Annotated in this window: 8 protein-coding genes; 2 read left to right on the forward strand and 6 right to left on the reverse strand. The window is 61.0% G+C overall.

The genetic code is table 11. From position 1 onward, the window contains the following. Window positions 1-934, forward strand: a 934-nt coding sequence (gene tnpC, locus GXY01S_RS08900) for an IS66 family transposase (RefSeq protein WP_156470302.1), incomplete at its 5' end; no start/stop codon positions are given. Window positions 935-1690: 756 nt separating this feature from the next. Here tnpC and gabT read toward each other — a convergent pair. The 6 genes from gabT to GXY01S_RS18935 form a co-directional block, all read right to left on the reverse strand. Then, window positions 1691-2965 carry a 4-aminobutyrate--2-oxoglutarate transaminase gene (gabT, locus tag GXY01S_RS08910; RefSeq protein WP_061274258.1) on the reverse strand — a complete coding sequence of 425 codons (1275 nt, stop codon included), beginning with the start codon at window positions 2963-2965 and terminating at the stop codon, window positions 1691-1693. Between the two features lie 109 nt (window positions 2966-3074). Further along, window positions 3075-4028 (reverse strand): LysR substrate-binding domain-containing protein, encoded by a 954-nt coding sequence (locus tag GXY01S_RS08915; RefSeq protein WP_061274260.1) that lies wholly within the window; start codon window positions 4026-4028, stop codon window positions 3075-3077. Between the two features lie 227 nt (window positions 4029-4255). Next, window positions 4256-4951 (reverse strand): GntR family transcriptional regulator, encoded by a 696-nt coding sequence (locus GXY01S_RS08920; RefSeq protein WP_061274262.1) that lies wholly within the window; start codon window positions 4949-4951, stop codon window positions 4256-4258. Between the two features lie 310 nt (window positions 4952-5261). Further along, window positions 5262-8897, reverse strand: a complete 3636-nt coding sequence (putA, locus tag GXY01S_RS08925; RefSeq protein WP_061274264.1) for a bifunctional proline dehydrogenase/L-glutamate gamma-semialdehyde dehydrogenase PutA — start codon at window positions 8895-8897, stop codon at window positions 5262-5264. A gap of 434 nt (window positions 8898-9331) precedes the next feature. Next, a complete protein-coding gene (locus GXY01S_RS18930) occupies window positions 9332-10186 on the reverse strand; it encodes a TonB-dependent receptor (protein WP_306307462.1) in 855 nt (284 codons plus the stop codon). Between the two features lie 504 nt (window positions 10187-10690). Then, a complete protein-coding gene (locus GXY01S_RS18935; RefSeq protein WP_242501236.1) occupies window positions 10691-10831 on the reverse strand; it encodes a hypothetical protein in 141 nt (46 codons plus the stop codon). A gap of 382 nt (window positions 10832-11213) precedes the next feature. On the opposite strand from GXY01S_RS18935, the gene GXY01S_RS08935 reads away from it, so the two are divergent. Further along, window positions 11214-12503 carry an NAD(P)/FAD-dependent oxidoreductase gene (locus tag GXY01S_RS08935; protein WP_061274267.1) on the forward strand — a complete coding sequence of 430 codons (1290 nt, stop codon included), beginning with the start codon at window positions 11214-11216 and terminating at the stop codon, window positions 12501-12503. Window positions 12504-12544 lie beyond the last annotated feature (41 nt).

Consider the following 12544-nt stretch of genomic DNA (forward strand, 5'->3'; position numbering starts at 1 on the left):
CGACACGTCGACACTGGCCGACTGGGTGGGAGCCTGCACCGCGACGCTGGCCCCCCTGACTACGCTGATCCGGGCGCATGTGCTGGCGGCACAACGCCTGCACGCGGATGACACCACCGTGCCGGTTCTGGCGAAAGGCCGGACAGTCACCGGACGATTGTGGAATTACGTGCGTGATGATGGTCCATTTGGTGGGCCAGCACCGCTAGCCGTCTGGTTCCGGTATTCCCGGGACCGCAAGGGCGAACATCCCACGGACCATCTCACCGGCTGGACCGGCATTTTGCAGTCAGACGCCTATGCGGGTTATAACACTCTGGCGAAACCGGGACGCCAACCCGCGCCGGTTGTCTCCGCCGGATGCTGGGCCCACGGACGCAGAGGGTTGTTCAAAATCGCCGAGAGGGACAAGGCGCCCCTCGCCATAGAGGCAGTAGGCAGGATCGACGCCATATTCCAAGCCGAGCGCACCATCAACGGTACGCCCCCAGAACATCGGCTGGCAGTCCGTCAAACAGACATAGCCCCTCTGGTCGACGATCTGTTCGACTGGATGCGGGAGTGTTGCCGGCGCATGTCGACCAAAAATCCCGTTACCCACGCCATGAACTATTTTCTCAGACGTGCCGATACATTCACACGATTCCTCACAGATGGCCGTATCTGTCTGACGAACAATGCAGCAGAACGCGCCCTGCGCGGCATCGCCCTGGGCAGGAAAGCCTGGTTGTTCGCCGGGTCCGATCGTGGCGGAGAGCGCGTCGCCGCCATGTATTCCCTGATCGTCACCGCGCGCCTGAACGATGTCGATCCCCAGGCATGGCTCGCTGATGTCCTGGCACGGATCAATGACATTCCCAATCCACGCCTCCATGAACTCCTGCCCTGGCACTGGAAAGCCCACCAGCAGGTCCACAATACCATCGCCGCCTGAATACGCCCGCGTCTCTCGCCGGATGATTACCGAACGAGGCGGAGGCGATCGTCGCGCTAACGGTGGCGTTCGAGACGCTGCTCACGGAGCAATATGCTCCCGCGATTGCAGAGCGCCTGCGGCGCCGGGTTGGGATCTGCATGAAAAGGGTGCCAGGGGTGGCGAGCTATCAGGCTAGCGTCCTAGCGATCTACTATGCCCGCAGTGCCATCGTGCATACTGGTGAGCCCGATTACGCGATTGACATTCATCGCGGCCAGGCCGGCTTCACGCGCTGCTTCTGTGCAATCGCCGAACGGCTTACGGCTTGGACACCGACCTCGAACAACGCCATGGGCGATCTGCTCGGTGATGTTATATGAGACCGGCGGCGACGACGCCGCCCTCGATCAAAGCGTCCTCACGCTAGACCGAGATCTTTCGATAGCCGCTACCTTGCACGAATCCCTGCTCAAGGCACCATTGACGGGTCAGGCTAGCGCCGGTGTCATTCGAGTAGGCGTGCGCGTTCGATCGGAAGCGCAGGAATGAGGGCCAGGTTGAAGGGGCCGGGTGGTTCGTCACAACATGGACGAGTACCTTCTCCCCGCTTCGGATATCGGTGGGTTGCCTGACGACGTAATATTCGCCCCAATCGTCGCTCTTTTCGAGCACAGCCTGAGTCACCGTTTGTCGGCTGGCAGGCCGCCCGGGTTTACCGGCCTCTACCTGCGACGCGATTGGACCTGAGACGGTTCTGTGCCGGTCGGGACGAGATTATGCCAGAACCTGCTCGATGATGCGCATGCCTTCGTCAATGATGGCATCTGATGCCGTCAATGGCACAAGGATGCGAATGGTTGCGCCCTGCGTGCCGCATGAGAGCAGGATCAGGCCCTTTTCACAGGCTCGCTTGCAGATGGCGGCGGCCGCATTGGCGCGCAGGCCCGGCCTGCCGTGTTCTTGCAGGATATCAAAGGCGATCATCGCGCCCAGGCCGCGCGCGCGGCTGACAGGCAGGAGGCTGGTATTGGCATGTAGGCGGTCAATATGGTGGCGCAGCTTCTCACCGATGGCATTGGCGCGCTCCACCAGTTTTTCTTCGTGGATAATGTCCAGCACGGCCAGCCCCGCCGCACAGGCCAGCGGGGCACCGCCATAGGTGCCGCCAAGGCCACCGGGGTCAACCGCGTCCATCAGGTCTGCCCGCCCGATGACGCCTGAAAGCGGCAGGCCGCCGCCCATGGATTTCGCAACCGAGACAAGGTCGGGCTGCACGCCGGAATGTTCGATGCCAAACATGCGGCCCGTGCGGGCGAAGCCGCACTGCACCTCGTCGGCAACGAGCTTGATGCCGTGTTCGTCACAGATGCGACGCAGGGCCTGCAGCAGTTCGGTGGGGGCGATACGGAAGCCTCCTTCGCCCTGCACCGGCTCGATGATGATGGCAGCAATGCCTGAAGGCGGCAGGTCGGCTGCAAACAGGAAGTCCAGCATGCGCAGCGTATCGGCTACGCTGACGTCTTCGCCATCAGGGAAAGGCAGGTGATAGACCTCGCCGGGCAGCGTGCCGAAAGGCGCCTTATAGGGTTTGACCTTGCCGGTCATGGCCGAGGCCAGAAGCGTGCGGCCATGAAACCCGCCGGTAAAGGCGATGATGCCGTTGCGCCCCGTAGCCGCGCGCGCGATCTTGACCGCGTTTTCGGTTGCCTCGCCACCGGTCGAGAAGAAAATGGTCTTGGCCGGACCCTCAAACGGGGCCAGCGCGTTCAGTTTTTCCGCCAGGGCGATATAGGGCTCGTAGGCCGAGACCTGGAACGCGGTATGCGTAAAGCGGTCAAGCTGCGCGCGCACGGCTTCCAGCACCTTCGGGTGGCGGTGCCCCACGTTCAGCACGGCGATACCACCGGCAAAATCAACATAGCGGCGGCCTTCCACGTCCCATAGTTCGGCATTTTCGGCCCGGTCGGCAAAAATGGGGGTGGAGGTCGCGACCCCGCGAGGCACGGCGTGGGTGCGGCGGGCAAGGAGATCGCTGTTGGTCGGTGTCATGGCCTGTTTTTCATCCCTGTGGCGTGCGTGGCGGGAGTGTGACGACAACCGCGCCGGTCATGCCTCCGTAACGGGTTCGTATCGGGATGGGGAGGCGCTTTCTGGGTGATCAGTGGTGACTGGATGTCACCGCCTCCGCAGAATCGGTGTCGAATTGCGTTTCCAGCCAGGTGCGCAGCATGACCATCGGGCGCGCCTGCCATGCCTGTTTTGTCGCGCGCAGGACATAGGCCCCCAGCGAGACCTCACGCAACGCGACATCCGTGGCGCTGACCCGCACAAGCCGGCCGGCCAGCAGGTCATCTTCCAGCAGGTAGGCATTGGCCAGCGCGATCCCTTCGCCCGCCCGCGCGGCCGCGAGCGCCAGGTGCGCCTGCCACAACCGGTTGCAGCCGGTCACATGCGTCACGTTGACTGACTGCGCCCTGAACCACAGCCGCCATTCCGTATCATTGTCTTCAATCAGCAGCGGGGCATGCAGCAGGTCGGCAGCCTGCCGGAGCGGATGGGCAAGGCGGTGCAGGCAGGCCGGGCTGGCCACCGGAAAAACAGGCGGCCGCGCCACGGGGCGGGCGCATATGCGCGGGGGCAGGGGGGTATCGGCCTCGTCATGAATGTAGCGGATGTCGGCATGGAGTACGGTGTCGATCGGGTCAGGATTGAACCGGCAGTCGGAATCAACCGGGCGCAGCATGAGGTCCACCCCGGGGTAAAGCTGCCGGAAACTGGCCAGCCGCGGCAGCAGCCAGTGATAGGCGATGCCATGCGAACAGGTCAGGGTCAGGTGCGGCCTCTGGCCGCGCATATCCGCCGTGGCGCGGGCCAGTCCGTCAAGCAGGGGGGCAATGCGGGCATGGTATTCATGGCCTTCAGGTGTCAGGCCACCAATGCTGCGGTCGCGCAATGCAACGCCAAGGGCATTTTCAAGGTCACGCAGGTGGCGGCTGACTACGGCGTGGTCCACCCCCAGGGCCACGGCGGCACGACGGATGCCCCCCGTGCGCGCATAGGCCACAAAGGCATTGAGGGCCGCAAGCGGCGGGATGTGGTGGCGCATATCCATAAATACCCGATGCCACCATGAACCGACCGGATCAAGAATACCGTTTGGGGACTGGAAAGCCAGCCCGGACAACATCCACAAATCATGAGGACGTTGTTGGTGAAGCTTTTTTCAAAAAGCCTCGAAGAACGCCGCCTTTTTGAAAAAAAGGTGGCACCCAAAAACGTTTATCATTTTTTATCAACGGTTTGTTTTCAAATAGGTTCTAATGGTCCCGTCCGGTTGTATCAGGGCGTAGCCATGCGCGCGCGAATGACCTTTACGGAAATATCGGCGGCTTCAAGAATATGCTGCTTTGTCAGACGCGCCACTTCTTCCGCATCGTGGCGGCGGCAGGCCTGCATGATGGCCGCGTGTTCGATATCCGTGGCCTCCTTGCGGCCTGCAATTTCCAGATGGCTGCGGATATAGCGGTTGAGGCGTATATGCAGGTCATCAATCATTTCCAGCAGGCGCGGGCGTTGGGCGGCGGCATAGATTGCGTTGTGAAAGGCCCGGTTCAGCTCCCCCGAACGGTGCCGACCTGTTGCCTGCGCCGCCCCCTGCACGAAGGCATCATAGGCATCCTCTATCCGCGCAAGGTCAACGCGCGACATCCGGCTGACGGCGTGCCGGGCTGCCATTTCTTCCAGCGAGGCCCGGATTTCTGAATATTCGATAATATCGTCTTCCGTCATGCCCGTAACCATGGCCCCCCGGTTGGGCATGAACGCGACCAGCCCTTCGGCTTCGAGCTGCTTGAGCGCCTCCCGCACGGGGATGATGCTGGTACCGAACCCCGCCGCGAGTTCCGACTGGGGCAGGGGCTGGTCTGCGGGTAACACGCCTGACACGATGGCGGTGCGTAGCGCCGTGCTGATCATGACCGAGGCGATGCCGCGTTTCTGCCCGTTGCCCGCATCGAAAATGGAAGATGGCAACATGGCGTTTCGGTCCTTTTCAGGGGTGAGGCATCAAATCCTGCCTGTTCGGGCGCAGGCGGTGCGACTTTATCGGGAGTCTATGGGCAGGCATAGACAGTTAGCATATGAAACATATGCCGTGCTGTTCATGTCAGGGTACAATGCCATGACTGGAAGGACGCCGTTGCATTGATCTGCCTGCAGTCGCGCGTTCCCGATCCAGCCGTGCTGCGCCGGATGCGGGTTGGATGGCCTATTCACCCGGCAGGGCATGGTCTGCCTTTCGTCGGCTGTGCCGGCCCGTCATGACACAGACGGACCGGCAATGATGTCAGTTCAGCGTCATCAGGCTGGCATTGCCACCTGCAGCCGTGGTGTTGATGCTGACGGACTGCTCCTCAAGTACGCATTCGGCACCGGGCAGGCCGCCGCCAGTCAGCCATGCGGAGATGATCGGCTGGTCGCCAACGGATAGTGCCTGCCGGGCCATGGCAAGGGCCACGTCATCCTTCTCGCTCAGGATAACGGCACAGGGTTCGCTCGTGGCGTTGTCCACCGGCCTGACTTTGGCCTGCACGACATCGGGCAATGTGGCGTACCATGCATGCGGCACGGCATCGCCCGGCACGAGGGCCGTATTGCCCCCGGCCAGCACAAGCGAGATCTGGTCATACAGCGCGGCCTTGCCGGTGGCGATACAGAGCACATTGCCACGGGCGCTCAGCTTATAGAGGTTTTCCTCCCCCACCGGGCCGGGCAGGGCCAGAGCGCCACCGCTCAGCGGCCTGTCGCGCAGGGCTGTCGCCGTGGCAACCGCGGCCACTTCCCCCTGTCCGCGCAGCCAGTCCGTCCATAGGGTCATGGCCTGCTGTGCCTGCCCCTGCACGAGTGGCGGCAGCGCAGGGGTCTGTGCCAGCAGCCTGCGCAGGATAAGCGGGCCGCCCGCCTTGGGCCCCGTGCCAGACAGGCCCCGCCCGCCAAAGGGCTGCACGCCCACGACCGCCCCGATCGTATTGCGGTTGACATACAGGTTGCCTGCCTCCACCCGTGACAGGACATGCTGCACAGTGGATTCAATGCGGGTATGCAGCCCGAAGGTCAGGCCATATCCGGTTGCATTGATATCAGCCAGTAGCTGATCGAGATTGCGGCGCGAATATCGCAACACATGCAGGACCGGGCCAAACACTTCGCTGCCCATTTCCTGCACGTTCAGGATATCGATCAGGGTGGGGGGAACAAAGCTGCCATCAGCACAGCCCTGCGGCATGGGCAGGGCAAAGACCGGTGCCTTTTTGTGGCGGAAATCCTCGATATGCCGGGTAATGCCATCCGCCGCCTGTGCCGTAATGACCGGACCGACATCGGTGGAAAGCAGGGCGGGGTTGCCCATGTTCAGCTCCCGCATGGCGCCACGCAGCATGGTCAGCACATGATCGGCGCAGTCTTCCTGCACGCATAGCAGCCGCAGGGCGGAGCAGCGCTGCCCCGCGCTGTCAAAGGCCGATGCCACGACATCCGCCACCACCTGTTCCGCCAGGGCGGAGGAATCAACAATCATGGCGTTCTGGCCGCCCGTTTCCGCAATCAGCGGTACAGGCTGGCCAGTATGCGTGCGCCGTGTTGCAAGCTGGCGATTGATGGCCTGCGCCACGGCAGTGGAGCCCGTGAACATCACGCCCATGACCCGGTCATCACCCACCAGCGCCGCGCCGATATCGCCTTCACCGGTCAGCAGTTGCACGGCGCCTGCCGGCACGCCTGCTTCATGCAGGATTCCTACGGCAAGAGCTGCAACCAGCGGGGTTTCTTCCGCCGGTTTGGCAACAACGACATTGCCTGCGGCAAGGGCTGCGGCGATCTGGCCCATAAAGATGGCCAGCGGAAAATTCCATGGGCTGATGCACGCCACCGTGCCAAGGGGCACATGGGTGGCGTTATCAAAATCCCGGCGGATGGTGGCGGCATAATAGCGCAGGAAGTCCACGGCCTCGCGCACTTCGGCAATGCCGTTTGGCAGGGATTTACCGGCCTCGCGCGAGAGCAGGGCCAGCAGTTCGTCCTGCCGGGCCTCAAGCAGGTCGGATGCTTTTTCCAGCATTGCGGCACGGGCTGCGGGCGGTGTGCCTGCCCAGTCGGTGCAGGCGGCCTGAGCTGCCGTTATGGCCTGTTTTACAATCTCCGGTGTGGCCGGGATGACTGTTCCCACCTGATCCCGGCGGTCGGCCGGGTTGGTAACGGGCAGAGCCGTGCCGTCAGCCTGCACGCCAACAACAAGGGGGGCGGCTTTCCAGTTGTTCGGGGCGGCCTGCAATCCGGCCGCAAGGTCTGACAGGACCCGGTCATCGGCCAGATCCAGACCGGCGGAATTGCGGCGTTCCGTGCCAAACAGGTCGCAGGGCCTGCGTATTTCAGGGTGGGGCGCACCATAGGGTGTAAAGCCATGGGCCACGGCCAGCGGGTCCTGCACCAGTTTCGAGACCGGAATCGTTTCATCGCCGATCTGGTTCACGAAGGAGGAATTCGCCCCATTTTCCAGCAGGCGGCGCACCAGATAGGCCAGCAGGGTTTCATGCGTGCCAACCGGGGCATAGATACGGGTCGGGCGGTTTAGTCTGGTCGGGCCAACAACCTGCTTGTAAAGCGGCTCGCCCATGCCATGCAGGCACTGGAATTCATAGGAACCTACTTCAAAGGGTTCACCCGCCAGCGTGTGGATGCTCGCCAGCGTGCGGGCATTATGCGTGGCAAATTGCGGGAAGATGACATCACGCGCCGCCAGCAGCCTGCGCGCGCAGGCAACGTAGCTGATGTCGGTATGGCATTTGCGCGTATAGACGGGGAAATCGGGTAGCCCGTCGATCTGTGCTTTCTTGATCTCGCTATCCCAATAAGCCCCTTTTACAAGCCGGACCATCAGGCGGCGGTTGCTGCGGCGGGCGAGGTCGATGATGTAGTCCAGCACATACGGGCACCGTTTGCCGTAGGCCTGAACAACAAAGCCGATCCCGTTCCAGCCTTCGAGGCCGGGCGTGTGGCACAGCGCTTCGAGCAGGTCGAGCGACAGGTCAAGGCGTTCGCTTTCCTCGGCATCGATATTGATCCCGATATCATAACCGCGTGCCAGCAGGGTCAGTTCCTGCACCACGGCCAGCAGTTCGGTCATGACCCGCTCGCGCTGGGCACGGACATAACGGGGGTGCAGGGCTGAAAGCTTTATGGAAATGCCGGGGCGCTCATACACGCTGGCACCCTGGGCGCTGCGGCCAATGGCATGGATGGCGTTAAGATAATCCTGCCGGTAGCGGTCTGCATCCTGTGCGGTAAAGGCGGCTTCGCCCAGCATGTCATAGGAATAGGAAAAGCCTGCATCTTCCAGCCTGGCACTGTTCTCGCGGGCCTGCCCGATGGTCTCGCCAAGCACGAACTGCGCGCCCATGAGCCGCATGGCGGCATCAACCGCCTTGCGGATGACCGGCCTGGTGCCACGGGCAACAAGGCCAAGCAGGGCGGTTCTGAGGGTTTTTTCGTCATGCCGGGCCACGACTTCACCCGTAAGCGCCAGCCCCCAGGCAGCGGCATTGGCAAAAAGCGGCCGGTCACGCGACACATGGGCCAGCCAGTTGCCATCACCGATCTTGTCGGCAATCAGCGCATCCCGCGTGGCCATGTCGGGAATGCGCAGCAAGGCTTCGGCCAGACACATCAACGCCACGCCTTCGGCTGAGGAAAGGGCGAATTCCTGCACCAGTGTCTCCACAAGGCCGGGATGGCGCTCTGCCCGCAGGCCTTCGGTCAGGCGTGTTGCCAGGGCTTCCGTCTGCGTGCTTTCCGCGGCAGTCAGGGTTGCCGCGGGGGTCAATGCCTCGACACATAAGGCTTCGGGTTGGCGGATTGCCTTCACAATGGCCTGGCGCAAGGGGGAACGGGACGAAAACGCAGGGGCGAACGTGTCATGAACTGACATGAATTTCTGTTCCGGTATGTGAAAGGGTGCCTCTGTGGCGCGCAGCGGAGAAGGGGCTGGCTTCAGAATGATATATCCATCTCACGATCATATACGATTTGCAATATAATATATGTTCAGGTCGGTCTCTTTGGGCAGGGTCACGGCGGATGAGGGCCAGAACAAGCTGCACGAAGACCCATTATCCATTTTGCGAATACATAAGGGTTATTTATAAATAAAAAATGGTGCAATGCCGGAACGGAGACTGACGACCGGACAACATGTTGCATGACAGGAAGTCATCAATGGCATCATGCCTGAAAAAATTATCGAAGCGAGGGATTATTATTCCTCGCTTCATTGTAAATTGAAAAACGCCATGACCCGGTCAATGTCCCTGAAGGGCAGGCCGGGCCATGACGGGCGGCATGATGCCGCATGGAAGAGAACTGTCAGAAATCCGCCTTGATGGCGCCGAACGCCATGCGGGGCGTGCCGATCAGCATGGATTGGTCAATATAGGCCGAAGGGGCCGTCATCGGGTTGCCGTTCTCGCCCATGGTGGCGATATAACGGGTATTGGTCAGGTTGAACGACAGGGTCAGCCTACGCAGGAACCGACCAAGGCGCGGGCCGTCTGAATCCGTCATGTTATTGTCATAGACAGCATGGTTGTAGCTGATACTGTTGGTGATTGCGAGGTTGCGCAGCGGCGTGACGGTCAGGGCCGCATAGACGCCGTTCATGGTCACCCCATCCACATTGGCCACGGTGGAAACCGGGTTGACGCCCGGCCCGGATGAAATCTGCTGCAGGCGGTTATTGAAGTTGGTCCGGTAGGCGTAAACCGATGCGTTCAGCAGTTTGTCATGGTAACGATAGCCAATGGCGTAGGTCCATGCCGTCTCGGGCCGGATGCTGTTGCGCGAATTATTGTAGGCATCCTCTGTCACGGCAAAAGGCGAGTTTGAAAGCTTGAAGCCCGATTTAGCATAGGTATGGACGTTCTCTGAAATATCGATGAACAGTTCATGATTTTGAAGGAACGTCCAGTCCACGCCGATATGCGGCAGGAAGGGCCTGGCGATTGTCTGGCTTTCGCCGCCGGTGATGTTGCCAATATTGCCATAGTAACTCTGGTTAAGATAACCATCGCCAACCCGTGTCGTATTGAGCACCGATTTGAACCCGAAATACAGGGCCAGGTTACGGATCGGGCGATAGGTATCCTGCACGAAGGCCGTAAAGGTGTTGGTGTTGCAGTTCTGGTTGAAGATCTTGGCAGACGGATACTTGAAATGCCCCAGCGGGTTGAGCGGGCTGCCTGTATCACGCCGTTTATGACATTGGGTTCGGCATACTGATACATGGGAGACTGGTAATCGTTGTTCTCATACCATACGCCGCCGCCAATATGGTTGTGCGCAACATCATTTGTGACCTGCGAGACCACGCCAAACCGACGGATGGAGGGCTGCTTGACCAGTTCGCTCAGCGGCGAGGCATTGGGGGAGCCGATATAGGGTGTGGTGAAAGTTGTCTGCTGTGATTCACCATGACCATATGCCGTCGTGGTCCCGCGCACGCGGTTGGTCAGTGCCAGATCGGCCTTGAGGTAACCGATGATGTCATTTTCATTGGTGGCGCCTTCATAACAGGAGGCATCGGTCGGGTTGCTCAGCCTGCTGTAGCCAGCAGGGTAGCCGCCGCCCTTCTTCCGGGTGGCCAGGGCTGCATCGTATGTCGCCAGGTAACCGCTTGAGCGCCCGTTGTAAAAGTCATCGGAGTTGAGGCCAAGATGGTTGATGATATCAGGCGACATGTCCTGCATATTCCAGTTCATGCAGGTCGCTCCAGTCAAAATAGGCGGAAACGGAACTGCTCTGCCCGATGGGCTGCACCAGCTTGGCGTTGGAAAGCAGGCAGGCATTGACCACCCAGCCCGACAGCAATGCCGCAATGACCAGTCCACCCGGAGGCGGGGCAGCGCGATATTGGCAACGGGCTACTCAGGCACCGACAGGAACACGGCACAGAAAGCCGGAATGGTCTGTGCAGGCAGCAGCGGACGCGGATTTCTTCTGCCGTGGTCGCTCCCGGGTCGTTTCCGGGCTGCATGACATAACGGAATAATAAAGGGACACGCCGGCACGCGAGCGTGCGGGCAAGTTTCTGGACGGACAGGGTATTGGGTCATTCCATTTCATCATGAGTGTATGATGCAATAACGTTTTGCCTTTTGCGGAAATCAGGAAACAATTGCCCAGACAAGGCTTGCTCCTTGTGTATTGATGATTCGTGATGGAATGATCACAGGCAATCAGGACGCAATAGATGGGTGTAACAAACGACCCCCGTAGCCATGGCCTCTGGGCACAAAGCGCTTGTGATGCGCCGGTTACAGGATGCCTGACACAGGACACCACTGCCGATGTCGCCATTATCGGCGCCGGATATACCGGGCTTTCCGCAGCGCTGCACCTTGCGGGTGCGGGCAGGAAAGTCGTTGTGCTGGAAGGCCAGGAAATCGGTTATGGTGGTTCGGGGCGCAATGTCGGGCTGGTCAATGCCGGGCTGTGGCTCATGCCATCCGATGTGATGCGTACGCTGGGCCAGACCTATGGCGAACGCGTGCTTTCCCTGCTCGGGCAGGGGCCGGAAGTCGTTTTCTCGCTGGTCAGGAAATACGGCATCATGTGCGAGGCGGAGCCCACCGGCACGTTGCACTGCGCGCCGGACCACGCCGGCGTGCGCAACCTGCAGCAGCGCGAGAAGGAATGGCAGCAGCTTGGCGCGCCCGTAACCCTGCTTGGTGAAGGCGAGACCCGCAGGCTGACGGGAAGCAACGCTTACAGGGCCGCCCTGCTTGATGCCCGCGCGGGCACGATCCAGCCCCTTTCCTATGCGCGCGGACTGGCCGCCGCCGCCATGGCGGAAGGCGCTGAAATCCATACCGCAAGCCCCGTATCAAGCGTGTACCGCGAGGATGGGGGCTGGCTCGTGCGCACGCCCCGGGGCAGCGTGAAGGCGCAATGGGTCATTGTTGCGACCAATACCTATACCGACAGCCTATGGCCCGAAATTCGTGAAGAGCAGATCCATCTGCCTTATTTCAATATCGCAACCCGCCCGCTGCCGCCCGCATGCCTCAACCTCATCCTGCCCAAAAAGCAGGGCGTGTGGGACACGCGCGAGGTCCTGACATCTTTCCGGCTGGACCAGGCGGGCAGGCTGGTTGTGGGCAGCGTCGGGTCGCTTGGCATGATCGAGCGCAACATCCACCGGCAGTGGGCGCACCGGGCCCTTACCCGCATCTATCCCATGCTGCGCGACATCACGTTTGAATCGGAATGGTATGGCCGCATCGGCATGACCGTGGATTCCGTGCCGCGCTACCACCGGCTGGATGAGCAGGTGCTCTCCATCAGCGGCTTCAACGGGCGTGGCATTTCACCCGGCACCATGTTCGGGCAGATACTGGCGCGGCGCATCTGCGGTGAACTGACGGATGCCGACATGCCGCTGCCCCTTACGAATATCAGGCAGCCCCCCCTGCGCATCGCGCGCGAAAACATCTATCGTTTCGGCTCAACGGCGGTTCATGCCGTTTTTGATCGCCTGTAAGAACAGCATCCTGTTTTCATTCCGGGAAGGAAAAGAAGCAA

The organism is Komagataeibacter xylinus NBRC 15237, from assembly GCF_001571345.1.
Taxonomy (GTDB): Bacteria; Pseudomonadota; Alphaproteobacteria; order Acetobacterales; family Acetobacteraceae; genus Komagataeibacter; species Komagataeibacter xylinus.